25 protein-coding genes are annotated in these 26,220 nt (G+C 60.4%); 8 read left to right on the top strand and 17 right to left on the bottom strand.

Annotated features, from left to right (window positions below; translation table 11 throughout):
• The first annotated feature begins 49 nt into the window (after positions 1 to 49).
• The 3 genes from F6S08_RS07855 to pdxH all read left to right on the top strand — a co-directional run bounded on the left by F6S08_RS07855 (position 50) and on the right by pdxH (position 3,135).
• Positions 50 to 1,195: a serine hydrolase domain-containing protein gene (locus F6S08_RS07855; protein WP_065926429.1), complete on the top strand. Its 1,146-nt coding sequence runs from the start codon at positions 50 to 52 to the stop codon at positions 1,193 to 1,195.
• A gap of 143 nt (positions 1,196 to 1,338) precedes the next feature.
• Complete coding sequence (locus F6S08_RS07860; RefSeq protein ID WP_315871496.1) at positions 1,339 to 2,460, top strand: OmpA family protein; 1,122 nt, start codon at positions 1,339 to 1,341, stop codon at positions 2,458 to 2,460.
• A gap of 27 nt (positions 2,461 to 2,487) precedes the next feature.
• The gene (pdxH, locus tag F6S08_RS07865; protein WP_027604436.1) at positions 2,488 to 3,135 is read left to right on the top strand and encodes a pyridoxamine 5'-phosphate oxidase; all 648 of its coding nucleotides are present in this window, start codon (positions 2,488 to 2,490) and stop codon (positions 3,133 to 3,135) included.
• 36 nt (positions 3,136 to 3,171) lie between these two features.
• Here the strand turns inward: pdxH and F6S08_RS07870 are convergent, their stop codons facing one another.
• On the bottom strand, positions 3,172 to 3,432 hold the full coding sequence (locus tag F6S08_RS07870; RefSeq protein ID WP_065947319.1) for a hypothetical protein: 261 nt from the start codon (positions 3,430 to 3,432) through the stop codon (positions 3,172 to 3,174).
• 157 nt (positions 3,433 to 3,589) lie between these two features.
• On the opposite strand from F6S08_RS07870, the gene F6S08_RS07875 reads away from it, so the two are divergent.
• Positions 3,590 to 4,054, top strand: coding sequence for a glycine zipper 2TM domain-containing protein (locus F6S08_RS07875; RefSeq protein WP_003189251.1), 465 nt, complete (start codon positions 3,590 to 3,592; stop codon positions 4,052 to 4,054).
• A gap of 76 nt (positions 4,055 to 4,130) precedes the next feature.
• Here F6S08_RS07875 and nhaA read toward each other — a convergent pair whose 3' ends face one another.
• Positions 4,131 to 5,306, bottom strand: a complete 1,176-nt coding sequence (nhaA, locus tag F6S08_RS07880) for a Na+/H+ antiporter NhaA (protein ID WP_065926426.1) — start codon at positions 5,304 to 5,306, stop codon at positions 4,131 to 4,133.
• Between the two features lie 216 nt (positions 5,307 to 5,522).
• On the opposite strand from nhaA, the gene F6S08_RS07885 reads away from it, so the two are divergent.
• Complete coding sequence (locus tag F6S08_RS07885) at positions 5,523 to 6,617, top strand: PLP-dependent cysteine synthase family protein (RefSeq protein ID WP_074844280.1); 1,095 nt, start codon at positions 5,523 to 5,525, stop codon at positions 6,615 to 6,617.
• Positions 6,618 to 6,678: 61 nt separating this feature from the next.
• On the opposite strand, the gene F6S08_RS07890 is transcribed toward F6S08_RS07885, so the two are convergent.
• The 3 genes from F6S08_RS07890 to F6S08_RS07900 form a co-directional block, all read right to left on the bottom strand.
• On the bottom strand, positions 6,679 to 8,292 hold the full coding sequence (locus F6S08_RS07890; RefSeq protein WP_137211466.1) for an NAD(P)/FAD-dependent oxidoreductase: 1,614 nt from the start codon (positions 8,290 to 8,292) through the stop codon (positions 6,679 to 6,681).
• 106 nt (positions 8,293 to 8,398) lie between these two features.
• Complete coding sequence (locus F6S08_RS07895; RefSeq protein WP_065926423.1) at positions 8,399 to 9,070, bottom strand: COG3650 family protein; 672 nt, start codon at positions 9,068 to 9,070, stop codon at positions 8,399 to 8,401.
• 96 nt (positions 9,071 to 9,166) lie between these two features.
• Positions 9,167 to 9,766, bottom strand: a complete 600-nt coding sequence (locus tag F6S08_RS07900) for a short chain dehydrogenase (protein WP_315871497.1) — start codon at positions 9,764 to 9,766, stop codon at positions 9,167 to 9,169.
• Positions 9,767 to 9,984: 218 nt separating this feature from the next.
• Here F6S08_RS07900 and F6S08_RS07905 point away from each other — a divergent pair, with 218 nt between their 5' ends.
• A complete protein-coding gene (locus tag F6S08_RS07905; RefSeq protein ID WP_065926421.1) occupies positions 9,985 to 10,893 on the top strand; it encodes a LysR family transcriptional regulator in 909 nt (302 codons plus the stop codon).
• On the opposite strand, the gene F6S08_RS07910 is transcribed toward F6S08_RS07905, so the two are convergent.
• The 9 genes from F6S08_RS07910 to F6S08_RS07950 form a co-directional block, all read right to left on the bottom strand.
• On the bottom strand, positions 10,890 to 11,375 hold the full coding sequence (locus F6S08_RS07910; RefSeq protein ID WP_137211464.1) for a DoxX family protein: 486 nt from the start codon (positions 11,373 to 11,375) through the stop codon (positions 10,890 to 10,892). The genes F6S08_RS07905 and F6S08_RS07910 overlap by 4 nt on opposite strands.
• Positions 11,372 to 12,148, bottom strand: coding sequence for a DNA-binding domain-containing protein (locus F6S08_RS07915; RefSeq protein WP_065926419.1), 777 nt, complete (start codon positions 12,146 to 12,148; stop codon positions 11,372 to 11,374). The genes F6S08_RS07910 and F6S08_RS07915 overlap by 4 nt, the downstream gene beginning before the upstream one ends.
• Positions 12,145 to 13,023: a DUF692 domain-containing protein gene (locus F6S08_RS07920; protein ID WP_065947324.1), complete on the bottom strand. Its 879-nt coding sequence runs from the start codon at positions 13,021 to 13,023 to the stop codon at positions 12,145 to 12,147. Before F6S08_RS07920 ends, F6S08_RS07915 begins: the two co-directional genes overlap by 4 nt.
• A 22-nt stretch (positions 13,024 to 13,045) precedes the next feature.
• On the bottom strand, positions 13,046 to 13,342 hold the full coding sequence (locus tag F6S08_RS07925) for a DUF2282 domain-containing protein (RefSeq protein WP_027604425.1): 297 nt from the start codon (positions 13,340 to 13,342) through the stop codon (positions 13,046 to 13,048).
• A gap of 175 nt (positions 13,343 to 13,517) precedes the next feature.
• The gene (locus F6S08_RS07930) at positions 13,518 to 14,219 is read right to left on the bottom strand and encodes an ABC transporter ATP-binding protein (RefSeq protein WP_074844291.1); all 702 of its coding nucleotides are present in this window, start codon (positions 14,217 to 14,219) and stop codon (positions 13,518 to 13,520) included.
• Position 14,220: 1 nt separating this feature from the next.
• On the bottom strand, positions 14,221 to 14,988 hold the full coding sequence (gene livG, locus F6S08_RS07935; RefSeq protein ID WP_027604424.1) for a high-affinity branched-chain amino acid ABC transporter ATP-binding protein LivG: 768 nt from the start codon (positions 14,986 to 14,988) through the stop codon (positions 14,221 to 14,223).
• Complete coding sequence (locus F6S08_RS07940) at positions 14,985 to 16,238, bottom strand: high-affinity branched-chain amino acid ABC transporter permease LivM (RefSeq protein ID WP_027604423.1); 1,254 nt, start codon at positions 16,236 to 16,238, stop codon at positions 14,985 to 14,987. The genes livG and F6S08_RS07940 overlap by 4 nt, the downstream gene beginning before the upstream one ends.
• Complete coding sequence (livH, locus tag F6S08_RS07945; RefSeq protein ID WP_003172375.1) at positions 16,235 to 17,158, bottom strand: high-affinity branched-chain amino acid ABC transporter permease LivH; 924 nt, start codon at positions 17,156 to 17,158, stop codon at positions 16,235 to 16,237. The genes F6S08_RS07940 and livH overlap by 4 nt, the downstream gene beginning before the upstream one ends.
• Positions 17,159 to 17,387: 229 nt before the next feature.
• A complete protein-coding gene (locus F6S08_RS07950) occupies positions 17,388 to 18,515 on the bottom strand; it encodes a branched-chain amino acid ABC transporter substrate-binding protein (protein WP_027604422.1) in 1,128 nt (375 codons plus the stop codon).
• A 342-nt stretch (positions 18,516 to 18,857) separates the two neighbouring features.
• Between F6S08_RS07950 and F6S08_RS07955 the strand changes: the two genes are divergently transcribed.
• Positions 18,858 to 19,160, top strand: coding sequence for a DUF2288 domain-containing protein (locus tag F6S08_RS07955; protein WP_065926417.1), 303 nt, complete (start codon positions 18,858 to 18,860; stop codon positions 19,158 to 19,160).
• Between the two features lie 246 nt (positions 19,161 to 19,406).
• Here F6S08_RS07955 and F6S08_RS07960 read toward each other — a convergent pair whose 3' ends face one another.
• The 3 genes from F6S08_RS07960 to F6S08_RS07970 all read right to left on the bottom strand — a co-directional run bounded on the left by F6S08_RS07960 (position 19,407) and on the right by F6S08_RS07970 (position 24,555).
• Positions 19,407 to 21,584: a hypothetical protein gene (locus tag F6S08_RS07960; RefSeq protein WP_065926416.1), complete on the bottom strand. Its 2,178-nt coding sequence runs from the start codon at positions 21,582 to 21,584 to the stop codon at positions 19,407 to 19,409.
• A gap of 202 nt (positions 21,585 to 21,786) precedes the next feature.
• Entirely contained in the window at positions 21,787 to 24,051 is a 2,265-nt protein-coding gene (locus F6S08_RS07965; RefSeq protein ID WP_315871498.1) for a bifunctional diguanylate cyclase/phosphodiesterase, read from the bottom strand.
• Between the two features lie 138 nt (positions 24,052 to 24,189).
• Positions 24,190 to 24,555 (bottom strand): YkgJ family cysteine cluster protein, encoded by a 366-nt coding sequence (locus F6S08_RS07970; protein WP_027604417.1) that lies wholly within the window; start codon positions 24,553 to 24,555, stop codon positions 24,190 to 24,192.
• 251 nt (positions 24,556 to 24,806) lie between these two features.
• On the opposite strand from F6S08_RS07970, the gene F6S08_RS07975 reads away from it, so the two are divergent.
• Positions 24,807 to 26,153 carry a spinster family MFS transporter gene (locus F6S08_RS07975; protein WP_065947325.1) on the top strand — a complete coding sequence of 449 codons (1,347 nt, stop codon included), beginning with the start codon at positions 24,807 to 24,809 and terminating at the stop codon, positions 26,151 to 26,153.
• Positions 26,154 to 26,220 lie beyond the last annotated feature (67 nt).

Below are 26,220 nucleotides of genomic sequence, written 5' to 3' on the forward strand. Positions count from 1 at the left end.
GCTGGAACAATGTCGGCCACTTTTTACGGTGTTTTCCTAGGGGGCTTAGGTGCAGGTTCAGGGTCATTACGAGCTCCAGTTCGAAGCGGTGCGTGAAGCGTTCGCCGCGTTGTTCGATGACCCGCAGGAGCGTGGCGCCGGGCTCTGCATCCAGGTCGGCGGCGAAACCGTCGTTGACCTGTGGGCCGGTACCGCCGACAAGGACGGTACCGAGGCCTGGCACAGCGACACCCTCGTCAACCTGTTTTCCTGCACCAAGACCTTCACCGCTGTCACGGCCCTGCAACTGGTGGCCGAGGGCAAGTTGCAATTGGACGCGCCAGTGGCCAGGTACTGGCCTGAGTTCGCTGCTGCCGGCAAGGAAAACATTACGCTGCGCCAATTGCTCTGCCATCAGGCCGGGTTGCCGGCAATCCGCGAGATGCTGCCCACCGAAGCCTTGTACGACTGGCAATTGATGGTCGACACCCTGGCAGCCGAAGCCCCGTGGTGGACGCCGGGCCAGGGCCATGGCTACGAGGCGATCACCTACGGCTGGCTGGTCGGCGAATTGCTGCGCCGCGCCGATGGGCGTGGGCCGGGTGAGTCCATTGTGGCGCGGGTGGCACGGCCGCTGGGGCTGGACTTCCACGTGGGCCTGGCCGACGAAGAGTTTTATCGTGTTGCACATATAGCGCGCAGCAAAGGCAATATGGGCGATGAAGCCGCGCAGCGTTTACTGCAAGTAATGATGCGCGAGCCCACCGCCATGACGACGCGGGCATTTGCCAACCCGCCGTCTATTCTCACCAGTACTAATAAACCTGAATGGCGACGCATGCAGCAGCCGGCGGCAAATGGTCACGGTAATGCGCGTAGTCTGGCGGGTTTTTATAGTGGTTTGTTGGACGGTAGTTTGTTGGAAGCCGACATGCTCGAAGAATTGACCCGTGAACACAGTATCGGGCCGGATAAAACATTATTGACACAAACCCGCTTCGGGCTGGGCTGCATGTTGGATCAACCACAGTTGCCCAATGCTACATTTGGCCTTGGCGCCCGTGCGTTCGGGCATCCAGGCGCCGGCGGCTCGGTGGGTTTTGCCGATCCTGAGCATGATGTAGCGTTTGGTTTCGTGACTAATACATTGGGGCCTTATGTACTTATGGACCCACGGGCACAGAAGTTGGTCGGAATATTGGCCGGTTGTCTGTAAATCCCTTGCTGTTTCACATTTTTTTGTTACAAAGGCAACTATAAGAAGGCGCTGAACGAAATGATGTAACTTTAATGTTCTGTAAGCGTCTGTTTAACGGGTCATCGAGACCCCCGTTTCTTTTCTCATTTTGTGGATATCTCATGTTATCGAACAAGTCCTTGGCACTGGCGCTTTGCCTCACTATTACCGGTTGCGCACAAACTCCACAAAATGATGCCGAGGGTGGGCATTGGTGGTCATTTGGATCGGATAAGGCCACGACCAAGGACGCAGTGACCCAAACCGACGCCAAGCCGGACGCCAAGCCCGCTGCCGGCGCCAAGCCTGCCGCGCCAGCGCCGGCCGCCAAGGCTGACACCGGTTCCAGCTGGTGGCCGTTCTCCTCCAAGAGCGCCGACGAGAAGGCCGCTGATGCCAAGGCTGACCTGAAAGCCGACCTCAAGGCCGCGACCCCGGCTCCAGACGCCGCGCCTGCCGTCGCCAAGACCGACAGCGAAACTCACTGGTGGTGGCCGTTCGAAAGCAAACCCAAGCCATTGGCCAAGGTCGACGTGACCAATGTGCCGATGCCTGACCCGAAAATCACCCAGGCCTGGTTGGACGACTATGAGCCGCGCCTGCGCGCCGCCATCAAGGACAGCAACCTGCAGCTGGAACGTCGCGATAACGTACTCGTGGTGATTGCTCCGGTAGACGGCTCCTACAACCCGAAACGCCCGGCGATGCTGCTGCCGGTTACCCTGGGGCCGTTCACTCGCGTCGCCAAGGCGGTGGAAGCCGATCCAAAAACTGCCGTGCTGGTGCTGGGTCACGTGGATGCCACCGGTACCGCGCCTGCCAGCCAGGCGTTGACCAAGGAACGTGCGCAGTCCATCGCCTCGATCTTCAGCCTCAGCGGCCTGAAACAGGACCGCCTGATGCTGCGTGGCATGGGTGACCTGATGCCACGTGCCGCCAACGACAGCACCCAGGGCCGCGCGCTGAACCGCCGCATGGAAATCATGTTCACCCAGCGCACGACCATGCTGGCGCTGTTGAGCAAGTATCAATCGGGCAAGACCCCGCCTGTAGCCGAAATGGTTGCGGTGCAGAACGTTCCAGCCCCGGCCGCCAAGGCTCCGGCTAAAAAGGCACCCGCAGCTAAAAAGGCTGCTGCCAAGCCAGCGGCTAAAAAAGCCCCGGCCAAGCCCGCTGCGAAGAAACCGGCCCCGGCCAAAGCCAAGGCTGCTGCACCGGCTGCGAATGACCAGGCGAAAAACTGATCCGCTGAACCACAAGGATAAAGCCGCATGACCCAGGCACTGGCCGATATGCGCCGTGACTACACACGGGACGGTTTGAGCGAGGCCCAAGCCCCGAACGAGCCGTTTGCGTTGTTCCACCAGTGGTTTGCCGATGCGGTGAAAACCGAGCAGCCACCGGTGGAAGCCAATGCCATGACCCTGGCTACGGTCGACCAGGACGGTCGCCCGCACTGCCGCATCCTGCTGCTCAAGGGCCTGGATGCGCAGGGCTTTACCTTCTTCACCAACTATCAGAGCGCCAAGGGCGAACAGCTCGCGGCGCGGCCGTTTGCGGCCATGACGTTCTTCTGGCCGACCCTGGAGCGCCAGGTGCGTATTGAAGGAAGGGTGGTCAAGGTCACCCCTGAGGAGTCCGACGCTTATTATCAGGTCCGCCCCCTGGGCAGTCGTTTAGGCGCCTGGGCTTCCCCGCAGAGCCAGGTCATTCGTGACCGTGAAGAACTGCAGGACCTGCTCAAGGCCACCGAACAGCGTTTCAGCGATACCCAGCCCGACTGCCCCGAGCATTGGGGTGGCTATCGCCTGCTGCCGGAGCGCATCGAGTTCTGGCAAGGCCGCGCCAGCCGCCTGCATGACCGCCTGAACTACCGCCTGCAAGGGACCGAATGGACCCGCGAGCGCCTGGCGCCCTGAGCGGCACCTTTCGTCACCCCACTGGAATGATGTCGATCACACCGAAGTCTCTGTTGAAGAGGTTTCGGCTGTGTACTGTTGTGCGGCGTTCGTCAGCCACTGCGGCAACTCGCTTCGCTTGATCTTCGAGATCCGCGCCTGCTCCAGTTGTTGCAGCATAAAGGCACGCTTGTGCAGGTCGTCTCCCGCCAGGGACAGTGCCAGGTCGCGGTCTATCCAGCGTCGGATACGCAGGTACAACCAACCATGGAAGTACAGGCCGGCGACGGTAGTGACTACAATGATGAAATAGTCCATGAAGTTCCTGGTTACGATGAGAGTGCTACCGTTGGTCGGTATTTTGGCTACGGGCAGTCTGTACTGAGGCTGAATGAAAGCAATTTCCTGCCGGGCTTGTCGTGACAGGCGTCAAGCTGCAGCGTCTAATGAATACCTGTCCTTTGGAGTTGATGCTATGCGTAAGTCCGTTTTACTGGTTGCCTGCTTTACCACGCTGTCGTTGCTGCTGGGTGGCTGCGCCTCGAGTCTGACCGGCGACTCGTACTCCCGTGACGAAGCGCGTCGTGTACAGACCGTTCGCATGGGCACCATTGAATCCCTGCGTCCGGTAAAAATCGAAGGCACCAAGACCCCAATTGGCGGCGCTGCCGGCGCGGTCATCGGTGGTGTGGGCGGCAGCGCCATCGGCGGTGGCCGTGGCAGTATCGTGACTGCCGTGATCGGCGCCGTTGCCGGCGGCCTGCTGGGCTCGGCCACCGAAGAAGGCCTGACCCGCACCCAGGGCGTGGAAATCACCGTTCGCGAAGACGACGGCAGCATGCGTGCCTACGTGCAAGCCGTGCAGGAAAATGAAATCTTCCGCATCGGTGATCGCGTCCGCATCATGACCGTTGATGGCACCAGCCGCGTTACTCGCTGACCGGTAAGCAGCAGGCAAAAGAAAACCCCAACCGGGTGACCGGTTGGGGTTTTTTATGGGCTGCGTTTCAGTCGGCTCAGGCTTTTTTGCGACTCGCCATCGCCGTCACCACGTACCCGATACACGCCGCAAGTATCGATCCGGTCAGAATCCCCATTCGATCCTCCCCGGCAAACTCGCTGGCACCCGGCACAAACGCCAGGGAGCCGACGAACAGGCTCATGGTGAAGCCGATGCCGCACAGGATCGCCACGCCGAAGACCTGGCCCCAGTTGGCGCCGCTGGGCAGTGCTGCGAGGCCGGTCTTGATGGCCAGCCAGGTGAGGCCGAACACGCCGACGGTCTTGCCGATCAGCAGGCCGGCGGCAATGCCCATCGGCACGTGGTGGGTGAAGCTTTCCAGGCTGACCCCGGTGAGTGACACCCCGGCGTTGGCGAAGGCGAACAGCGGCAGGATACCGTAGGCCACCCATGGATGCAGGGCGTGTTCCAGCGTGAGCAGCGGCGAGGGCTCGGCATTCCTGGTGCGCATAGGGATGCAGAACGCCAGGGTCACGCCGGCCAGGGTGGCGTGCACGCCGCTCTTGAGTACGCACACCCACAGGATCAGGCCGATGATCAGGTAGGGCCCGAGCTTGATCACGCCCAGGCGGTTCATTGCAATCAAGGCAACCAGGCAGGCGCCCGCGCCGGCCAGGGCCGCACCGGACAGGTCGGCGGAATAGAACACTGCAATAACAATGATCGCGCCCAGGTCGTCGATGATGGCCAGGGTCATCAGGAACAGCTTCAACGACACCGGCACCCGCTTGCCCAGCAGTGCCAGGACGCCCAACGCGAAGGCGATGTCGGTGGCCATCGGGATTGCCCAGCCGGAGAGGGCGGCGGGGTAGTCCTTGTTGATTGCCCAGTAGATCAGCGCCGGCACGACCATGCCGCCGATGGCGGCTGCGCCTGGCAGCACCACTTGCGAAGGCTTGGACAGGTGGCCGTCAAGCAGCTCGCGCTTGACCTCCAGGCCGATCAGCAGGAAGAACAGGGCCATCAGGCCATCGTTGATCCACAGCAGTGCGGGCTTGGCGATTTGCAGCGCGCCAATCTGGGCCACCACCGGCACGTCGAGAAACGCGCCATACAGGTGCGACAACGGAGAGTTGTTGATGATCAGCGCCAAGGCGGCAGCGGCGATCAACAACAGGCCGCTGGCGGCTTCCAGCTGGAAGAAACGGGTAAAAGTGCTACGCAGAGGCAAGGGATGCTCTCCAATCCAGGTTCAATAGGTGGGTACCCTAACCCGTACCGTTAGTTGTTAAAACAAAAGTTATATTCTTATTTGTTATAAGAGATGGTGTAGGGTGGCGTAGCGCCAAAGCCTAGCAATTGTGTGTCCAATTGAGTCGTCACTGTATCTGTGTGCAGTGTAGGAAACATCCTAAGATCGGTGCTGAAATCCTTAGAGTTCTTCCTTATGAGCGACCACCGTCCCTGGGCCCGCGAAGCCATTCGCATCATCGAAGCGGACTTCCAGCGCAGTGCTGACACGCATCTGATTCCGTTACCGCTGCCGGGCCTGCCGGGCATCGAGTTGTACTTCAAGGATGAATCCAGCCACCCCACCGGCAGCCTGAAACATCGGCTGGCCCGTTCGCTGTTCCTGTATGCGCTGTGCAATGGCTGGCTCAAGCCAGGCGCGCCGGTGATTGAAGCATCCAGCGGCTCGACGGCGATTTCCGAAGCGTATTTTGCCCGGCTGCTCGGGCTGCCGTTCATTGCGGTGATGCCCGCCACGACGTCCCAGGAAAAGATCGCGCAGATTGCCTTCTACGGCGGCAAAAGCCATCTGGTACAGGATCCCACGCAGATCTACGCCGAGTCCGAACGCCTGGCCCAGGAAAGCGGCGGTCATTTCATGGATCAGTTCACTTATGCCGAGCGTGCCACCGACTGGCGGGCGAACAACAACATCGCCGAGTCGATCTTCCAGCAGATGCGCTTTGAGCGGCACCCGGAACCGAGCTGGTTGATTTCCAGCCCCGGTACCGGCGGCACCACCGCCACCCTGGGTCGTTATGTGCGTTATCGCCAGCACTGTACCCGCGTGTTGTGTGCCGATGCCGAGCGCTCGGTGTTTTTCGATTTCTACCAGAGCGGTGACGCCAGCCTGCGCCTGGACTGTGGTTCGCGGATCGAAGGCATTGGCCGGCCACGGGTCGAGGCGTCGTTTTTGCCCAAGGTGATTGATGCGATGGTCAAGGTGCCGGATGCGCTGTCGCTGGCGGCCATGCATTACCTGGCTGAGCGCCTGGGGCGGCGAGTCGGCGGTTCCAGCGGGACCAACCTGATTGGCGCATTAATGGCGGCGCAGCAGATGAAAGCGATGGGGGAGTCAGGTTCGATCGTGGCGATCTTGTGTGATGGGGGCGAGCGGTATGCAACGACCTATTACGACCAGGCGTGGTTGGCGGGGCAGGGCTATGCGCTCGAGGGGTTGATCGCGGCCGTGGCGGCCAGTGTGGAGCAGGGCGAGCCATTACCCGCCAGCATCCTGCGCGCAAATATCTGATCCGATGCAAACCAAATGTGGGAGGGGGCAAGCCGCCTCCCACATTTAATTTGCGCTGTTCTCAGGCCTCGATGCCGAGCATATCCCGCGCCAACGCCTCGGCAATCCGAATCCCGTCGACACCGGCCGACAGAATCCCACCCGCATACCCAGCGCCTTCACCGGCCGGGAACAGACCTTTCACGTTCAGGCTCTGCATCGATTCGTCACGGGTAATCCGCAGCGGCGACGAGGTGCGCGTCTCGATACCGGTCAACACGGCATCGTGCAGCGAGTAGCCCTTGATCTGCTTCTCGAACGCCGGCAGTGCTTCGCGGATCGCTTCGATGGCGAAGTCCGGCAAGGCCAGGGCCAGGTCACCCAGGGCCACCCCTGGCTTGTAGGACGGTTCCACACTGCCGATCGCCGTGGACGGCTTGCCAGCGATAAAGTCGCCGACCAACTGTGCCGGAGCCTCGTAGTTGCTGCCGCCGAGGATGTAGGCGTGGGACTCCAGGCGCTCCTGCAACTCGATACCCGCCAGCGGGCCGCCTGGGTAATCCACTTCCGGCGTGATGCCGACGACGATGCCGGAGTTGGCATTGCGCTCGTTACGCGAGTACTGGCTCATGCCGTTGGTCACCACACGGTTCGGCTCGGAGGTCGCTGCCACCACGGTGCCACCCGGGCACATGCAGAAGCTGTAGACCGAACGGCCGTTCTTGGCGTGGTGCACCAGCTTGTAGTCGGCGGCGCCCAGCTTCGGGTGCCCGGCATATTTGCCCAGGCGCGCGGCGTCGATCAGCGATTGCGGGTGTTCGATCCGGAACCCCACCGAGAACGGTTTGGCTTCCATGTAGACGCCACGGCCGTGGAGCATGCGGAAGGTGTCGCGGGCGCTGTGGCCGAGGGCCAGGATCACATGCCTGGAGAGGATCTGCTCACCACCGTCGATGACCACGCCATTCAACTGGCCGTCTTCGATCAGCACGTCGGTCACCCGTTGCTCGAAACGCACTTCACCGCCCAGGGCGATGATCTGCTCGCGCATGTTTTCCACCACGCCGGTCAGGCGGAAGGTACCGATGTGGGGTTTGCTGACGTAGAGGATTTCTTCCGGCGCGCCGGCCTTGACGAACTCGTGCAGGACTTTGCGGCCGTGGAAGTTCGGGTCCTTGATCTGACTGTAGAGCTTGCCGTCGGAGAAGGTCCCGGCGCCGCCTTCACCGAACTGCACGTTGGACTCGGGGTTGAGCACGCTTTTGCGCCACAGGCCCCAGGTGTCCTTGGTGCGCTGGCGTACTTCCTTGCCGCGTTCGAGGATGATCGGCTTGAAGCCCATCTGCGCCAGCAACAGTCCGGCGAAGATACCGCACGGGCCAAAACCGACGACCACAGGCCGTTCGACCAAGCCTTCCGGGGCCTGGCCCACGACCTTGTAGCTGACGTCCGGCGCGGGGTTGACGTTGCGGTCATCGGCGAACTTGAGCAGCAGGGCGGCCTCACCCTTCACATTGAGGTCGATGGTGTAGATGAAGCACAGCTCCGACGACTTCTTGCGCGCGTCGTAGCTGCGTTTGAACAGGGTGAAATCGAGCAGGTCATCACTGGCGATGCCCAGGCGCTGCACAATGGCAGGCCGCAGGTCTTCTTCGGGATGGTCGATGGGCAGCTTGAGTTCGGTGATTCGTAACATGACGGGATCCGGTAGGCGGCGGACAAAGAGGCCGGCTGTTTTGCAAACCGGCGATTATAAGCCTCAATGGCGGTTTTCCGTCAGGTTAAAACAGCGCAGCGCTGAATCAGTCGTCCCGGGAACCACCAAACGCCGCGCAACCGCGCTGTACCTGGCCGTTGACGCGCAACTCCGCCGTCATGTGTTGCAGGCTGCCGCTGACGCTGTCGATGCAGCGCTGCGGCGCGACCCACAGTTCGATGTGCTGGTTGTTGGCTTCGGTCATCAGGTTGAAGCGGCCGTCGCCGATCTGCTCTTCGACATAAGGCACCGCCAGTGGCGGCTGGCCTTCACGCTCGAGCACCATGCCCTTGGCGGTGACGTTCATGGCCCAGGCTGGCTTGTGGCCGTTGGCCCGCAGGGTCATGCGCTTGAAGTCCGGGTCGGTGCAGGCAGAGGTCGAGCGCTCTACGCGATAGAGTTGTTGCAGGTCGACGCTGCCCTGGGTGCCGCTGGCGACGCCCGAGAACTTGCCACGCAAATCGGCAAACAATGCCCCTTGCTGGCCGGCCAGGGACGCCGCTTCCTGCAGGATGCTGGTGCCACTGGTGTCGTTGACGACATAGTTGCGTTTATCGTCGCACGGCTGGAACAGCAGCTTGCTACCTACCGCCGTGAGTTCGCCCTGCATGCGGGTCAACCCGGCGGTAGACGGCTTGGTCGGCTCGTTTTCGAACATCTGGCAAGCGGCGAACACAGGAAGCAAGGCAAACAGGGCGAGGGTACGGGCGGCACGCATGATCGGGTCTCCAGACAAGTGCCGCCACGTTACGCAGGCTGGCGTTGCATCACAACCCCGCAGCCCTGCTTCAGGCAATTCTTACAATGGTTACATTCAGCCAACAATAAATGTCTGGCCGGTCTGTAAGCCTTCCACGCTTTTTGCATAGGCCAATCCCACATCGGCCCCCGGAACCGGTTTATAGCCACGGAAGTACGGTGCGTAGCTGCCCATGGCCTCCACCAGCACGGTCGGGCTCACGGAGTTGATGCGTAGCCCCCGTGGCAATTCGATTGCCGCGGCTTTGATGAACGCGTCGAGTGCGCCATTGACCAGCGCAGCCGAAGCGCCAGTACGGATCGGGTCACGGTTGAGAATGCCACTGGTGAAGGTGAACGACGCGCCGTCGTTGGCATACTCGCGGCCGATCAACAGTAGGTTGATCTGGCCCATCAGCTTGTCACGCAGGCCCAGTTCAAAGTCGCTTTCGCCCATATCCCCCAGCGCCACGAAATTCACGTTGCCTGCAGTGCAGACAAGTGCATCGAATTTGCCGGTCTGCTCGAACAGGTTGCGGATCGAGGTGCTGTCGCTGATATCCACCTGGAAGTCGCCGCTGCTGCGGCCAATGCTGATCACTTCGTGACGCTGGGCCAGTTCGGCCTTGACTGCCGAGCCGACGGTGCCACTGGCGCCAATCAATAGGATTTTCATGGTGCTGTTCCTCTGGGTTTCTCAGGAACTGTAGGAGCGGGCTTGCCCGCGAAAAACGCAAAAGCGCCGCTGTGTACCAGGCTGAGCGCGTTATCGTTGACGATTTTCGCGAGCAAGCTCGCTCCTACAGTAGGGGGGTAGGCATCAAGTCTAGAGTGGCTTTTTAAGCGGATAAACGTGCTAATAGGCAACCTTTGGTTTTCAAATGGAAACAGTCCATGAGCGAGATGGATGACCTGGCGGCCTTTGCCGTACTGATTGAAGCCGGCAGTTTTACCGTGGCGGCCGAGCAACTGGGTTGCAGCAAGGGCCAGCTGTCCAAGCGCATCAGCCATTTGGAGGCACAGTTCAGCGTGGTCTTGCTGCACCGCACCACACGCAGGCTCAGCCTGACCGCCGCCGGTGCGGCGCTGTTGCCCCAGGCGCAAGCGCTGGTGGTGCAGGTGGATCGCGCCCGACAGGCATTGGCGCGTCTCAAGGACGATTTGGCCGGGCCTGTGCGTATGACGGTTCCGGTTTCATTAGGGGAAACCTTCTTCGATGGTTTGTTGCTGGAGTTTTCCAAGCAGTATCCACAGGTGCAGATCGAGCTGGAGCTCAACAACAGCTACCGAGACCTGGCGCGAGACGGCTTTGACCTGGGGGTGCGTTCGGGGTCGATTGAAAACGAGCGTCTGGTGGCCAGGCCGCTGCTGGCCTGGCACGAGATGACCTGTGCCAGTCCCGCTTACCTGGAGCAACATGGCGAGCCACTGACCCCTGGGGATCTTGCGGCGCACACCTGTTTACTCAACAGCCACTACAGCGGTCGCGAGGAATGGCTGTATCACCAGCAGCACGAGTTGTTGCGGGTGAGGGTGAGCGGCACTTTTGCCTCCAACCATTACAACTTGCTGAAGAAGGCTGCCCTGGTCGGTGCCGGTATCGCCCGCTTGCCGTCCTACGTGCTGCCGACGGAATTGGCTGACGGCCGATTGTGTTGGCTACTGCGTGATTACCAGACGCGGAGTATGCCGATGTACCTGGTCCATCCTTATCAAGGCGGCCTGCCGAGACGTACCCAAGTATTGGCCGACTACCTGGTGGACTGGTTCAAGCGCAGCGGCGAGGCACTGGATCGGCTTTAACGGTAGCGGCGCGCAATCAGGTGGTCGATGGACAGGCTGCCCGGGCCTTTGGCGACCAACAGCAACAGCAGCGCCATCCAGGTGCCGTGGGTGGGGTAGGCGTCCGGGTACACGAACAACTGAATGACCAGGGTCATGCCGATCAAGGCCAGGGCTGAGAAGCGCGTGGCCAGGCCCGCCAGGATCAGCACCGGGAAAAAGTGCTCGGCAAACGCCGCCATGTGCGCGGCGACTTCCGGCGACAGCAACGGCACGTGGTATTCACTGCGAAACAGCGGCAATGTCGAGGCGGCGAGTTTGGGGGTACCGAATTCGAACGTGCCGTTGATCAGGTCAATGGCAAGGCCTTCGACCTTGGTTTGCCCGGACTTCCAGAACACTGCCGCAATGGAGAAGCGCGCAATAAACGCGATCAGGCTGTAAGGGATTTTCTCGAAAAGCGCGATGGCCTGCTTGATCAGACACGAAGCGTAAGTGTTCATGGTGATACCTGTTGTTCTGGGAGCAGATGAGTGAGTGCTTCGTGGTTGATCAGCAGCGTGAGGCATTGGTACAGGTCGAACTCGGCGCTGGCCTCGAGGGCATTGGCGACGGCCATTTCCAGTGCCGAGCCTTGTTTCAGGCTATTGATAAAGGCGACCGAGCCGCCGTCGATGGCGAAGACCTTGACGCTCAACCCTTGGCGCAACACCAGCGCGCCTTGGGCATGCCAGGGATCGAGAGTGACCAGGGCGCCCTCGGTCTGGTGGGCCGCCCATACCGCAACCACTGCGTAGGCGGAGTTCAATGTGCCAACGCACGGGTGCAGTTGCAGATGCAGCGCCCCCGGCTTCGTGTGGGCTTGCAGTTGCTGCAGAACGGCTTGCGGATCCACCACGGCTGTATCAGCTGCGTGATAAGCGCGAACCCGCAAGCGTTCCAACCGGGCGACATCGGCCAGGTAGGGCACGCTGGCGGCCGGTTCAAAACCTTGGATAAAGTCGGCGAATGTGCCGCCGTACTCGCTGATCAGCGGGCTGGCGGGCGGGGATGCCTGGACGAAAATGCCGGCCATGGCGCGGAAAAATTCATCGCCGACCAATTGCGCCGTTACGGGAAAAGCCGTTGCCAGCACATTGATCAACGAACTGTGAACATTGTTGCGATACACCGCAAAACGACTGGCCGGGTCGGCCCCGTTGCTGCTGAACAGGCCGTCGGGGCAAGGTTGGCCGGGCGCCAGCAAGGCGCTGGAAAAGGCGTCGTGAAGGCTCATGGGTGGACCTGCGATAAGTACCGTTCAGCCTGCTGGGCTTCTGCGCATAGCACGCTGAAGGCCGGTACTTGGTTGTCGCGCTCGATCAGGGTTGCGACCGGGCCCGTCAGCGCGAGCACGTGTTCGTACAGCAGCCACACCGCGTTATCGATGGGCGCGCCGTGGTCATCGATCAGCAGGCGATCGCCCAGGCTGTCGGTGTCTTCGGCGAAGCCGGCCAGATGAATCTCACCCACGGCGCGCAATGGTAGGGCGTGGATGTAGGCCAGAGGGTCGCGCTGGTGGTTGATGCACGACACGTAGACGTTGTTCACGTCCAGCAGCAGGCCGCAGCCGGTGCGGCGGATGATCTCGCTGATGAAGTCGGTCTCGTCCAGGGTCGAGCGCTGGAACTGCAGGTAGGTCGATGGGGTCTCCAGCAGCATCGGCCGCTTGAGGGTGCTCTGTACCTGGTCGACGTGCTCGCACACTCGACTCAAGGTGGTGGCGTCATAAGCCAGGGGCAGCAGGTCGTTGAGGAACACCGGGCCGTGGCTGGACCAGGCCAGGTGTTCCGAAAATGAGTGGGGTTGGTAGCGTTCGATCAGTGCGGCCAAGCGTCCCAGGTGCTCACGGTTGAGCGGGCCTTCGCCACCGATGGACAGGCCCACGCCGTGCAACGACAGGGGGTAACGTTCGCGAATCAACCCCAGGTAGTGATGAAACGGGCCGCCGGCCACCATGTAGTTTTCGGCGTGCACTTCAAAAAAACCGATGTCGGGCGAAGTATCGAGCACTTCATTGAAGTGCTCGTGCTTCAGCCCCAGCCCGGTCCGATAGGGGAGCCCGGGCATCTGAATCGGTGAGACTGCGGGTAGGAGTGAAAGCGTCATCATCCGTACTCAGGCCAGGCAGGGGTCAGGACTTGGCGGTGAAGGCGGCTTCCTGGCCGAAGCCGGTCGGCGAGGTGGAACTTGGGGTTTGGGTGCAGGTGCCGGCCGGGACCAGTTTCCAGGCGTTGGCCTGATCCTTGGTCTTCGAGGTGCCGGCGCAGGACGTGCCGGCACCGGCGGCGCAATCGTTCTTGCCGGCTTCAGCGACGCCGAAGCATTTCTGCATGTCGTCGGCAGCGTGGGCGGTGGTGGTCAGGGCGGACAGGCTCAAGGCCGAACTCAGGGCGAGGACGAGGCTAGCGGCGGACAGTTTGGTGGTCATGGTGGATCTCCAGCAGTAGGTTGAAGAGCAGGCTTGAATGCCTGCTTGCACCACTAGAGGCGGGAGGGGGATGTTCGTTACAAGGTCAGACGAAATAATTTCAAACAATGCAAAAAAATGTGGGAGGGAACTTGCTCCCTCCCACATGAGATCCGGCTTATCCAGCAACCGTCTCTTAGCCGCCCAGGTACGCCTCACGTACCTTCGGATCGGTCAGCAGCTGCTCGCCAGTGCCCTGCATCACCACCCGGCCGTTTTCCAGCACATAGGCACGGTCAGCGATCTTCAGCGCCTGGTTGGCGTTCTGCTCCACGAGGAACACCGTTACACCGTCCTTGCGCAGCTGTTCGATGATGTCGAAGATCTGCTGGATGATGATCGGTGCCAGGCCCAGGGAGGGTTCGTCCAACAGCAACAGCTTGGGCTTGCTCATCAGCGCCCGGCCGATGGCGAGCATTTGCTGCTCGCCGCCGGACATGGTGCCGCCGCGCTGGCTGAAGCGCTCCTTGAGGCGAGGGAACAGGTGCAGCACCTTGTCCATTTGCTCCTGGTAGTCGCCCTTGTCGGTGAAGAACCCGCCCATGGCCAGGTTTTCTTCCACGGTCAGGCGCGAGAATATCCGCCGGCCTTCCGGCACCACGGCAATGCTCTTGCGCATGATGTGCGACGACTGCTGGCCCACCAGCTCTTCACCCATGTAGCGGATGCTGCCGCTGTGGGCCTGCGGCGAGCCGCACAAGGTCATCAGCAAGGTCGACTTGCCGGCGCCGTTGGCGCCGATCAGCGTGACGATCTCACCCTGGCGCACTTCCACGTTGACGCTGTGCAGGGCCTGGATCTTGCCGTAGAAAGTGGAAACGTTTTCGAATTGCAGCATTTTACGCTTCCCCCAGATAGGCTTTGATCACTTCAGGATTGTCACGGATCTGCTCCGGCGTCCCGTCCGCCAGCGGCGTGCCCTGGTTGATCACCACGATATGGTCGGAAATGCTCATGACCAGTTTCATGTCGTGTTCGATCAACAGCACCGTGGCGTTGTTTTCCTCACGCAACACGCCGATCAGCGCCTTGAGGTCTTCGGTTTCCTTGGGGTTCAGGCCGGCGGCCGGTTCGTCGAGCATCAGGATCCGCGGGCGGGTCATCATGCAGCGGGCGATTTCCAGGCGACGTTGCTGACCATAGGCCAGGGTGCCGGCGGGGCGGTTGGCGAACTCGGTGAGGTTGACCTTGTCCAGCCAGTACGCAGCGTACTCCATGGCCTCGCGCTCGCTCTTGCGGAACGCCGGGGTCTTGAACAGGCCCGCAAAGAAGTTGGTGTTCAGGTGACGATGCTGGGCGATCAGCAGGTTCTCGACCGCCGTCATGTCCTTGAACAGCCGTACGTTCTGGAAGGTGCGCACCACGCCCTTGCGGGCGATCTCGTGACCGGCCAGGCCCTGGATCGGCTGGCCGTCCAGCAGAATGCTGCCGCCACTCGGCTTGTAGAAACCGGTGAGGCAGTTGAACACCGTGGTCTTGCCGGCGCCGTTGGGGCCGATCAGAGCAACCACCTGTTTCTCTTTCACGGTCAGGGCGACGCCGTTGACCGCCAGCAAGCCGCCGAAGCGCATGCTCAAGTTTTCGACTTTCAGGATCTCGCGGCTCATTTGCGCAGCTCCATGTGTGGACGTTGCATGGGCAGCAGGCCTTGAGGTCGCCAGATCATCATCAGCACCATCATGGCGCCGAACATCAACATGCGGTATTCGCTGAACTCACGCATCATTTCCGGCAGCAGGATCATCACGATCGCCGCCAGGATCACGCCCAGCTGCGAGCCCATGCCACCCAACACCACGATGGCGAGGATGATCGCCGACTCGATGAAGGTGAACGACTCCGGGGTCACCAGGCCTTGGCGAGCGGCGAAGAAGCTGCCGGCAAAACCGGCGAACGCGGCACCCAGGGTGAAGGCGGAGAGCTTGATGATGGTCGGGTTCAGGCCCAGGGCACGGCAGGCGATTTCATCTTCGCGCAACGCTTCCCAGGCACGGCCGATAGGCATGCGCAGCAAGCGGTTGATCACGAACAGTGCCGCCAGCGCCAGCAACAGCGCCACCAGGTACAGGAACACCACTTTGCTCACCGGGTTGTAGTCGATCCCGAAGTACTCGTGGAACGTCTGCATGCCTTCGGCAGCGGTGCGGTCGAACGACAGCCCGAAGAACGTCGGCTTGGGGATGCTGCTGATGCCGTTGGGGCCACCGGTGATGTCGGTCAGGTTACGCAGGAACAGACGGATGATTTCCCCGAAGCCCAGGGTCACGATGGCCAGGTAGTCACCACGCAGGCGCAATACCGGGAAGCCCAGCAGGAAGCCGAACGTGGCCGCCGCCATGCCGGCCAGCGGCAGGCAGATCCAGAAGCTCCAGCCCAGGTAGTGCGACAGCAGCGCGTAGGTGTAGGCACCCACGGCGTAGAAGCCCACATAACCCAGGTCGAGCAGGCCGGCCAGGCCCACCACGATGTTCAGGCCCAGGCCCAGCAACACGTAGATCAGGATCAGGGTGGCAATGTCGACCGCACCGCGCGAGCCGAAGAATGGCCAGATCAACGCGGCCACGATCAGGCCGATGATGATGTAGCGCTGGGTGCGTGGCAGGGTCAGGAATTGGCTGACCTTGGGCGAGACCAGCGGGCCACGGTTGCGCTTGAACAGGGCGCCGACCTGCTGGGTGAACAGCACGCGCAGGAACATCAGCACCGAACACAGGGCGATGATGGTCAGCGTCACGGGGCCGGTGCCATGCACTTCCAGGTTGATGCCGACAATGCTCAGCTTGAGACCGAGTACCGGGAAGGCCACCGCCCACACCAGCAAGGCGCTGAAAAACGCCGATTTAAGATATCTGCTCATACTTTCTCAACCTCCGGACGGCCCAGGATGCCGGTCGGACGGAACAACAGCACCAGGACCAACAGGCCGAACGCGACGACGTCCTTGTATTGGTCGCCGAAAATATCGGCACCAAACGCTTCGGCCACCCCCAGCACCAGGCCGCCGAGCATCGCGCCCGGGATACTGCCGATGCCGCCCAATACCGCTGCGGTAAAGGCCTTGAGGCCTACCAGGAAACCGGCGTTGGGGTTGATCACGCCGTACTGCATGCTCAGCAGTACCGCCGCGACGGCTGCCAGCGCGGCACCGATCACGAAGGTCAGGGCGATGATGTTGTTGGTATTGATGCCCAACAGGTTGGCCATCTTGATGTCTTCGGCGCAGGCCCGGCAGGCGCGCCCCAGACGGGAGCGGGAGATGAACAGGGTAAGGCCCAGCATGGCCACCAGGGTGACGACGAAGACCAGGATCTGCATGTAGGAAATCAGCACTTCTTCCGCACCGCCCGGACCGAAGGAGAAGCTCCCCGGGATCAGGTTGGGGATGGATTTATCCTTGGAATCCTGGGACAGCAATACGGTGTTCTGCAGGAAAATCGACATGCCGATGGCGGAAATCAGCGGGATCAAACGGTTGCTGCCACGCAAGGGACGGTAGGCAACGCGCTCGATACTGTAGCCATAGGCACTGGTTACGACGATCGACGCCAGGAACGCGGCGGTCATCAACAGCGGCAGGGAGTGGATACCCATCATGGCCAGCCCGGCGAGGGCAATGAAAGCCACGTAGGAACCAATCATGTATACCTCGCCATGGGCGAAGTTGATCATTCCAATGATGCCGTAAACCATTGTGTAGCCAATGGCTATCAAGGCATAGGTGCTGCCAATGGTCAGCCCATTAACCAGCTGTTGGAAAAAATGATAGATCTCAGGCATTACAGCGCTCCTAAAAACCCGATACGCATTTCACTGGTGGAGTCATGTTCCGGCCCCGTGCTGTGTTCTGTGAGCACATTTGCACAAAGCGTTTGCCAGCGAACCGCTGGTGACGGTTTTAAGATTTTCAGGTGAGCCAGCGCCCGGATCGCGGGTGACAGGCCCATAAACCTCGTAAAACAAAGCCCACTGCTCTCACAGTGGGCTTGTTGGACCAGTAACGCCTGGCTTACTGAGGGGAAACTTCGGTTTTTGGTTTGCCGAAGTGCCATTCGTAGACCACGAACTTGAAGTCCTTCAGGTCGCCCTTGGCGTCGAAGCTCAGCTCGCCGGTAGGGGTCTTGAAGGTGCCCGCGTGGATGGCTTCGGCCACTTTTGCGGTGTCTTCGCTCTTGGCGGCCTTGATGCCGCCGGCGATGACTTCAATGGCCGAGTAGGCCGGGAACACGAACGGACCGGTTGGGTCCTGCTTGTTCTTGGCGAACTCTTCAACGATGGCCTTGTTGGCCGGGTCGGTATCGAAGGATTTAGGCAAGGTCACCAGCAGGCCTTCGGAAGCGCCCTGGGCGATTTGCGAAATGGAGTCGTTGCCGACACCTTCCGGACCCATGAACTTGGCGTTCAGGCCTTTTTCCTTGGCTTGGCGCAGGATCAGGCCCAGCTCCGGGTGGTAGCCGCCGTAGTAGACGAAGTCGACGTTGGCTTGCTTGAGCTTCTGGATGATCGAGGAGAAGTCTTTGTCGCCGGCGTTCAGGCCTTCGAAGACGGCAACCTTGGTGCCTTTCTTCTCTAGGGTCTGTTTGACGGCGGTGGCGATGCCTTCGCCGTATTGCTGCTTGTCATGCAGGACGGCAACGATTTTCGGCTTCACGTGGTCGGCGATGTAGTTGCCGGCTGCCGGGCCCTGGGCGCTGTCCAGGCCGATGGTGCGGAAGATCAGCTTGTAGCCACGGGCGGTGATTTCCGGGCTGGTGGCTGCCGGGGTAATCATGATCACGCCTTCGTCTTCATAAATGTCGGACGCTGGCTGAGTGGAGCTGGAGCAGAGGTGACCGACCACGAACTTGACGCCGTCGTTGACCACTTTGTTGGCTACGGCCACGGCTTGTTTAGGATCGCAGGCGTCGTCGTATTCCTTGGCTTCGAGCATCTTGCCGTCGACGCCGCCCTTGGCGTTGATGTCGGCGATGGCCTGCTTGGCACCCATGAATTGCATGTCGCCGTATTGCGTTACAGGACCAGTCTTTGGACCGGCGATGCCGATCTTGATGGTGTCGGCTGCGAACGAATGGCCGGCAACCCCAGCCAGGACCATAGCGGCAAACAGTTTGGAAATCTGCTTAGTAGCCTTATTCATAGTGCTCCACTCTTACTGTTGTATTTTTTATAGTTCTGGCGGCCTTGTGAGCTGCTGAACCGGATCGGATATCTCGGATATCCCCCCGGCAACCGCCTGGCAACTGTACCGGTACAGTGTAGAGCGCCGGTTGATCGCTTGAAAAGCTGGCTGCCGGGGGCAAACCCCGGGGGTGTCGCTTAAATGAAAGAAAAAGACAGAATTGCGGCGGGGGTAATGCCTGACTCTCGCGCATTCCTTGGCTTTCCTGACCCTTTCAATCGATAACGCATTTGCAACTGGGTTTTTCTGCCTGAAGCGTGACGTTATGATTGCGCCGATTTTTTCTTCAGGTGAACTCCCATGACGCAAGAACCTAGCACCCTCTATGCCAAGCTGCTCGGTGAAACCGCCGAAATCTCCTGGAAAGAGCTTGAACCGTTCTTTGCCAAAGGTGCCCTATTGTGGGTCGACCCAAGCCTGGATTTGATCGAAGCCGCCGAGGGAATGGCCGAGGACAATCGCGACAAAGTCGCTGCCTGGCTGGCCGCGGGCAGCCTTGGCGAAGTGTCTGCACCGCGGGCATTGGACCTGGTGGAGCGCGATCCGAGCTTATGGGCGGTGGTGGTTTCCCCGTGGATTCTGATCCAGGAAAGGGCGGGGTAAGAAAAGCCTGCACGAAAAAGGTGCGTGTTTTTCGCGCGAAGAAGTGTGTAGTGGAGTAACCGCTGTCAGCGTGATGGCATCTTGCCGTGGAGAAAGGTCACAGCCAAGGGTGACGTGCACGTCACGGGAACAGTTTCAGGCCGCGCCGAAAGCCTGGGGAATTGTTTCCGGGTGTGCCAATGAGGTGGAATCTGGTCGTCACTGAAAGCGCCATCGCGGGCCTGCCCGCGATGGCATCCCCTCAAGTCAGCCGGTCTTGCCGGTATGGTTGTTCAACGAGATAACCTTGGTCTTGCCGATCCTGTGACGATAAATCTCGCGCAGGTACTTGATCGCCTTCTTCACACAATCCCGTGACAGGCGAATGTCATTGATCGACACGAACTTCTCTTTGTCGTTGATCAACTCGCGGTACTTCTTCTCATACATCGGCTTGATCGCGTACCAGTTGGTATCGAGGATCTTCGCCGGGTTTTCAAACTCGTTGAGCAGCTCGTCGATGCGGTCTTCGTCGAAGTCCTCGTGGATGATGAAATCCAGGATCGAGTTATCCAGGGTGTCGTCGAAGCGGTACGGGTTACGCGCAAAGCAACGCTTGATGAAAGCCACGATCAGCGTCAGGAAGTCATCCGACAGGCACGGGCTCTTGGCGATCAGGGTGGTCAGCGACAGGTTGGCCGACGCGCCGATCACCAGGGCATAGCGCTTGAGGGTGGTGTTGGGGAACAGGCTGTTGAGGTGCGTCTTGAGCCGGTTCAGGTCCATGTAGGACAGCTTGTAGTCCTTGGGCAGCGAGACGATCGACACCACCGACGAGCAGTTCTTGAAGAAGTGCAGGTCATGCAGCGCCGCCGCATCGTAGCCGGAGTTCTTGTATTGCTCCAGGGACGCCTTGTAGCGCTTGGACTCGATCGGCAACAGGCTGATGCCTTCGATGGCCTGGGTGACCTTGTTGAAATGCGGCAGGTCGATGGAGCGGAAGAACAGGTCGTCGATGTTCAGGCGCTGGGGCTCTTTCTCGAAGACTTTGAACTTGTCATTGGACGGCGCCGGGGTTTCCGGTACGACGGATTCGGCGTAGGCAATCGCCACCGGCCCGGCCAGGCTCATGAACAGATCATTGGCGTCCAGGCGGATGGTTTCGCCGATGTCGATGCCGGCGCGACGGAAGTAGTTCTGGTCGTAGTCGGTGGTCACGGCCTGGGCGGTGAGGATGTTGAAGATCTGCTGGGAAATGTACTGGTTGGCGTGTTTTTCCATGGCATTGACGTCAATGTTCTGGATATTGCCGTCATCGCTCTCTTCGGCGTAACGCATGATGTCGTTGGAGATCAGCATCATCGCGTTCCACGGCCGGATACGCCCCTTTACGCTGGCTTCGCTGCTGTCTTCATTGTCGAAGTTGTACGAGAAGTCCCATTCTTCCGACAGGTACTTGCACAGCAGTCGCCCGGCGTTGATGTGCAGCGCCTCGGACATTTCGCTGCGGTGGTCGGAGATGTTCGGCAGCACGCAAATACCGCTGGTGAAGATCGGCTCGAACACGAAGGCGTGACCGCTCTTGCTGTCGTGCTCGTCGGCGGGCTTGGTGTCGAACGTCTTGTTCATGTACGAATGCTGCTGCGCCAGGCCGAATTCCGAGGCCATGCCCGAACCGGTACCGCCGCCGGCGCTGAAGATCGAGAAGTACAGGCGCGACTGGTTGGCCTTGATGCCGCAGGAGTCGATCAGGTACGAGTGGATCATCTTCCAGTCGGGGCTGGAAAAGCGCTGGGTGTCTTTGTTGAGGATGATCTTGGCCAGGTACTGGCCGAGGATCGGCGCGTTACCGGCGCCACCGGCATGGACTTCGGAAAGGTCCATGATTTTCATCTTGCTGTAGTCGCGCAGGAAGCCGCTTTTTTCGCCCTTGCGCGAGAAACGGATACGCCCGGCGATGTCCTTGTCCAGGTCGCCGAGCATCACCAGCGGTTCCACCAGGAACACCGGCTTGCTGGCCTTGCCGCCGCCCAGGCGCAGGTTGTTGCGAATCCACTGGGCCGGGCTGTAACCCTTATCCAAGGATTTGTCTTCGGTGCTGAATTCGTTGAGGTAGAACTTGCGCGCGTTGTACACCAGCTCCGCCACGTCCAGCGCGATGTTCGAACCGCAGCGGCCCAGGCCGATCAGGCACACCGAGGGGAATTCCTGCTCGCTGTGCTGCTCGCTGTCGCCTTCCAGGTGAGGCGGGCGCGGGAACACCATGTCGCGCAGGCCGTCGAGGTTATCGAGGATGCGGTCGGTATTGGTTTCGGTGAAGTACAGGTATTGCTGGGTAGCCAGCGGGCGGGCGGTGCTCAATGACTTTGAACCTGAGGGCTTGTCCGCAGGAGCTGGGAGCAACACATCGGATACCACGGTGGCTGGGTTATTTTTAGAAGTCATTGTGCGCCATGTGCCTGGGAGGATGGCTGAAAAGTATCAAATGGCCATCACGGAATGGGAGTTCGCGACTTTACAGTGCGTCCTTGTCCGGAACGCTCAGGCTGACCCTGTGTGCTCAGGAAAAACCTGGCCGGACTCTGATGAATCGGCCGTTTGTCGGCGATCTTTAGGTAAATGATGGCGAAATGCCAAAGATTCGACGTCAGCGAATTGGCCTGACGATGGAGGTGGATCCGGAGCGGCCTGGGGAGGACTCTTTCGCCGGGCGAGTGTCCTTGGTGCCCGCCACGCTGAATGGGTAGAGCGGATTGCGTATGTCGATATCTTGCATTGCGCCAATTATTTCACTGGCGGCCACCGCCGGGCTCAACAGGTAGCCCTGGACGAAATCACAGCCGTGTTTGAGCAGCAGTTCGAACTGAGCCTGGGTTTCCACTCCCTCGGTCACTACCTGCAGGTGCAGGGTGTGAGCCATGCCGATAATCGCCTGGACGATCTCGACGTCGGCGGTCGACTTGGGAATGTCCTGGATAAACGAGCGATCGATCTTCAGGGTGTTGAGCGGCAGGCGCTTGAGGTAGGCGAGGGAGGAGTAGCCGGTGCCAAAGTCGTCGATGGCCAGCGACACGCCCAGCGCGCGGATTTGCCGCAGCAGGGCCAGGGTGCTGCTGATATTGCCCATCAAGGCATTTTCGGTCACTTCCAGCTCCAGGCGGTTGGCGCTGATCCCGCTGAAGCGCAGCGCATCTTCGATCTCATCCGCCAGCTCATCGCGGGCCAGGTTCAGGGCCGAGCAATTCACTGTCATGGTCAGTTCGGTATAGCCTCGGTCGGAGAGCAGGCTCAAGTCATGACAGGCCTGGCGCAAGACCCAGTGGTCGAGTTCGGCGATCAGCCCGTTGCTTTCGGCAATTCCGATAAACCGGTCTGGGGTCAGCAGCCCGTGTTGCGGATGCTGCCAGCGCACCAAGGCCTCCAGGCGTGTGACTTTGCCCAGCTTCATGTCAAAGATCGGTTGGTAGAACAGTACCAACTGGTTCTGGGCGCGCAGGGCGCTGCGTAGCTCTTCTTCCAATTGCAGTTCGAGGAAGGCACGGGTCTTCAGGTTGGAGCTGAAGAAGTTCAGGCCATTGCGTCCCATGTCCTTGGACTGGTACAGCGCCAGGTCGGCGTTTTTGAGCAGCTCTTCGCAGGTCAGGCCATCCTCGGGAAACAGGCTGATGCCGATGCTGGTGGTCATCACCATACGACGGCCGGCGAGTTCGACCGGGTCCTTCATCTTCTGCATGATGCGCTGGGCCAGGTGTCGCGCTTCGTCGCGGTGGTGAACGCTGATCAGGATGCAGAACTCATCGCCTCCAAACCGTGCGACCACGTCCGCATGGCTGCGCACGGAGCCTTTGATATGGCTGGCGAGAACACTGAGCAACTGATCCCCAGCGTCATGGCCGAGGCTGTCGTTGATGCGTTTGAAGTGATCAATATCGAGGAAAATAACCGCCATCATGCCGTTTGAAGCCGTTTTTTCGGCGATTTTTTCCGCGAAAATCTGATTGAAGCCGCGCCGATTAAGCAGGCCGGTCAGCGCATCGTAATGAGCCACCTGTTGCAGGGAGGCGCGGGCCTGGTCCAGTTCGCTGAGCAGCGCGTTGACCCGACGCAGGTCGCGCTCCTTGTGCTGCAGCTTCTTATCCGCCAGCGCGGCGCTGATGCTGCTGCCGATCACCAGCAGGGTGATCACGGCGACCGACAGGCCCAGTTGGATGGGGTTGTTATCCAGCGCTAGTGAGAGGTCGGCCCCCGTGGGGACGATCAGTTGCATGGCGGCCATGCCGGTAAAGTGCATGCTGATAATGCCTGCGCCCAACATCAGGCTGGCGGCGTATTTGAGCAGTTGATGGAAGACGCCGGCACCGGTGCGCAGGTAGCTCGACAGCAACAATGCGGCCAGGCTGGCGCCAATGGCGATGCCCACCGAGGCGAGGAGCAGCCCCGGTTCGAAATACGCCCGGGCCTGGGAACGCATGGCCGACATGCCGACGTAATGCATCAGGGCGATGCCGATGCCCATCCACAGCGATGCCAGCAGGTATTGGTTAAACCGCAGTCTGGTGTGACCGAGGGTTTGCATGGCGAACAACGAGGCGATCAGGGCGATGACCAGCGAGGCGAACGTCATGAGCAGGTCGTAGTGAATCGCGATTGGGGCCTGGAAGGCCAGCATGCTGATGAAATGAGTGGACCAGATACCACCTGCCAGGCAACCGGCACCCAGCCAACGCCAATGGCGGCGAGCGGTAGGGTCTTCGACATGGCCAACCCGTTCGGCCATGTCCAGGGTGCCGAAACCCGCCGCACAGGCGACCAGATAGGCCAGCAGCACCAGAAAAGGGTTATGACTGCAATTGAGTAATAAGTGCCCGTTTGCCGGGAGGTCGGTAAAAAAGTGCAGACCTAGCCATTCCATAGCATGTCCCGTCATAGCGTCACGTCACAGCCTACGGCGATGACCTATGAGGTCGAGTATAGAAGCCTGGCGGGATTTTCCAGCGATAATGGCACTTTGCTCTGAATGATTTTGGCATGCCGTGCATAGCAATTAGTGCTAAGCACTGATGGGCAATTCCAACTCGAACGGGGCTTGTAACGGCGGCAGGCCGAACGCAGCACGGGCAGCGTCGCAATCGACATTCTGCTCGCCCTGGCTCCATGAAGCTTCGAATTCTCGGCAGGGGCTTGAGCGCTGCTCATAAATCGAGCAGCTCGTACCTTTGCCGACTTCGCCTTCAAGGCTGCAGCAGCGCGCGGGCTTCTGGTCGGTGCCGATCATTGCCACGCGGGTCGGGTTGATCTGCACCACCAGGTCATCAGGCACCGTCCCCCCCGAGGAGGCGCACTCACCCCAGAAGAAAGACACACGAAAGTGTGAACAGCAGGCACCGCAACTCAGACACGGACTGGCTTCGGACATGGGCGTCATCGATAAGAAAAGTAGAGTGGGGTACTACTGGAAGGCTCGCCATTCTAATCGGGTCATGGCCGTTGGGAAGGGGGGCAGGCACTTATATTTTTGTCGGCAAAGTCCCGTGTTGTCGGGTGAAATCATGCCCTATCAGCTTTACGAATCATTACAGACAACCACGGCTCGCCTGACTATGTTGCAGGTACCGGGCGGGATGCATCGGGCATCGCAGCTCTCATAACAATAAAAGAGACGGACCCATGCAGAACTCGACCCAAGCGGCGAATGCCTGGCGCATTCTGTTCCTGCTGTTCCTCGCCAACCTGTTCAACTTCTTCGACCGCACCATTCCGGCGATCATCATAGAACCGATCCGCATGGAATGGCACCTGAGCGACTTCCAGCTCGGCATCATCGGTACCGCCTTCACCATCGTTTATGCCATTGCCGGCCTGCCGCTGGGGCGTCTGGCCGATACCGGCTCGCGCAGCAAACTGATGGGCTGGGGCCTGTTCGCGTGGAGCGGGTTGACAGCGGTCAACGGCCTGGTTGGCAGTTTCTGGACGTTTTTGCTGGTGCGCATGGGCATCGGTATCGGTGAAGCCAGCTATGCGCCGGCTGCCAACTCGCTGATTGGCGACCTGTTCCCGGCGCACCGTCGCGCCCGGGCAATGGGGATTTTCATGCTGGGCCTGCCCTTGGGCCTGTTGCTGGCGTTCTTCACCATCGGCTGGATGGTCAAGGCGTTCGACAGCTGGCGCGCGCCGTTCTTTATCGCCGCCGTGCCGGGGCTGATCCTTGCGGTGTTCATGTTCTATATCAAGGAACCCAAGCGCGGCGCCGCCGAAGCCGTACAAGTCTCCCAGGAGCGTGTTGATCGCCCGATTCGCCGCGTGCTTGCCGTGCCGACCTTCCTGTGGCTGGTGCTGGCCGGGTTGTGCTTCAACTTCGCCACCTACGCGTGCAACTCGTTCCTGGTGCCGATGCTGCAACGCTATTTCCTCATGCCACTGCAGGACGCGGCGGTCGCCACCGGCGTCATCGTCGGGTTGACCGGCCTGGTGGGCCTGACCTTGGGGGGCTGGATTGCCGACAAGATCCATCAACGTGTTGCCAATGGCCGACTGCTGTTTGCGGCGTGCAGCCTGATCATCTCCACCGTCACTACAGCCTGGGCCCTGCATGCCGGGCGCATCGAGATCGGCGTGTTTGTGGCGCTGTTCAGTGTGGGCTGGTTGTTTGCGTATAACTTCTACACCTGTGTGTACACGGCGATCCAGGACGTGGTCGAGCCGCGCCTGCGGGCCACGGCGATGGCGTTGTTCTTTGCCGGCTTGTACCTACTGGGCGGAGGCATGGGGCCGATTGTGGTGGGCGGGTTGTCCGATCACTTTGCCCATGCGGCGATGTATGCGGCGGGGGCCGAGCAGATGACCGAGGCTTACAAGGCGGTGGGCTTGCATGACGCCATGTACCTGATTCCGGTGGCGTTGTTCTTGACCATGTTGTTCCTGTTCCAGGCGTCACGCAGTTTTGTGCGTGATGCCAAGCGGATGAAGGAGGGGTTGGTGGCTGTTGAGGTGCCGGCTGGGGCGGCGACGGCTTGAAATTGCGGTGACTCCATCGGGAGCAAGCCCCCTCCCACATTGATCGGTGACCGACATGACAACGCGG

This window comes from Pseudomonas sp. JV449, assembly GCF_032424295.1.
In the GTDB taxonomy this organism is placed as follows: Bacteria; Pseudomonadota; Gammaproteobacteria; order Pseudomonadales; family Pseudomonadaceae; genus Aquipseudomonas; species Aquipseudomonas marginalis.

What these genes read in the sequence shown, in the direction of transcription:
- F6S08_RS07930 (WP_074844291.1), bottom strand. Translation starts at nt 14,219, where the DNA reads ATGCTGCAATTCGAAAACGTTTCCACTTTCTACGGCAAGATCCAGGCC.
- F6S08_RS07875 (WP_003189251.1), top strand. Translation starts at nt 3,590, where the DNA reads ATGCGTAAGTCCGTTTTACTGGTTGCCTGCTTTACCACGCTGTCGTTG.
- F6S08_RS07970 (WP_027604417.1), bottom strand. Translation starts at nt 24,555, where the DNA reads ATGTCCGAAGCCAGTCCGTGTCTGAGTTGCGGTGCCTGCTGTTCACAC.
- F6S08_RS07920 (WP_065947324.1), bottom strand. Translation starts at nt 13,023, where the DNA reads ATGATGACGCTTTCACTCCTACCCGCAGTCTCACCGATTCAGATGCCC.
- pdxH (WP_027604436.1), top strand. Translation starts at nt 2,488, where the DNA reads ATGACCCAGGCACTGGCCGATATGCGCCGTGACTACACACGGGACGGT.
- F6S08_RS07885 (WP_074844280.1), top strand. Translation starts at nt 5,523, where the DNA reads ATGAGCGACCACCGTCCCTGGGCCCGCGAAGCCATTCGCATCATCGAA.
- F6S08_RS07925 (WP_027604425.1), bottom strand. Translation starts at nt 13,342, where the DNA reads ATGACCACCAAACTGTCCGCCGCTAGCCTCGTCCTCGCCCTGAGTTCG.
- F6S08_RS07900 (WP_315871497.1), bottom strand. Translation starts at nt 9,766, where the DNA reads ATGAAAATCCTATTGATTGGCGCCAGTGGCACCGTCGGCTCGGCAGTC.
- F6S08_RS07895 (WP_065926423.1), bottom strand. Translation starts at nt 9,070, where the DNA reads ATGCGTGCCGCCCGTACCCTCGCCCTGTTTGCCTTGCTTCCTGTGTTC.
- F6S08_RS07960 (WP_065926416.1), bottom strand. Translation starts at nt 21,584, where the DNA reads ATGACTTCTAAAAATAACCCAGCCACCGTGGTATCCGATGTGTTGCTC.
- F6S08_RS07940 (WP_027604423.1), bottom strand. Translation starts at nt 16,238, where the DNA reads ATGAGCAGATATCTTAAATCGGCGTTTTTCAGCGCCTTGCTGGTGTGG.
- F6S08_RS07950 (WP_027604422.1), bottom strand. Translation starts at nt 18,515, where the DNA reads ATGAATAAGGCTACTAAGCAGATTTCCAAACTGTTTGCCGCTATGGTC.
- F6S08_RS07910 (WP_137211464.1), bottom strand. Translation starts at nt 11,375, where the DNA reads ATGAACACTTACGCTTCGTGTCTGATCAAGCAGGCCATCGCGCTTTTC.
- F6S08_RS07870 (WP_065947319.1), bottom strand. Translation starts at nt 3,432, where the DNA reads ATGGACTATTTCATCATTGTAGTCACTACCGTCGCCGGCCTGTACTTC.
- livH (WP_003172375.1), bottom strand. Translation starts at nt 17,158, where the DNA reads ATGCCTGAGATCTATCATTTTTTCCAACAGCTGGTTAATGGGCTGACC.
- F6S08_RS07915 (WP_065926419.1), bottom strand. Translation starts at nt 12,148, where the DNA reads ATGAGCCTTCACGACGCCTTTTCCAGCGCCTTGCTGGCGCCCGGCCAA.
- F6S08_RS07965 (WP_315871498.1), bottom strand. Translation starts at nt 24,051, where the DNA reads ATGGAATGGCTAGGTCTGCACTTTTTTACCGACCTCCCGGCAAACGGG.
- F6S08_RS07975 (WP_065947325.1), top strand. Translation starts at nt 24,807, where the DNA reads ATGCAGAACTCGACCCAAGCGGCGAATGCCTGGCGCATTCTGTTCCTG.
- F6S08_RS07860 (WP_315871496.1), top strand. Translation starts at nt 1,339, where the DNA reads ATGTTATCGAACAAGTCCTTGGCACTGGCGCTTTGCCTCACTATTACC.
- F6S08_RS07905 (WP_065926421.1), top strand. Translation starts at nt 9,985, where the DNA reads ATGAGCGAGATGGATGACCTGGCGGCCTTTGCCGTACTGATTGAAGCC.
- F6S08_RS07890 (WP_137211466.1), bottom strand. Translation starts at nt 8,292, where the DNA reads ATGTTACGAATCACCGAACTCAAGCTGCCCATCGACCATCCCGAAGAA.
- livG (WP_027604424.1), bottom strand. Translation starts at nt 14,988, where the DNA reads ATGAGCCGCGAGATCCTGAAAGTCGAAAACTTGAGCATGCGCTTCGGC.
- F6S08_RS07955 (WP_065926417.1), top strand. Translation starts at nt 18,858, where the DNA reads ATGACGCAAGAACCTAGCACCCTCTATGCCAAGCTGCTCGGTGAAACC.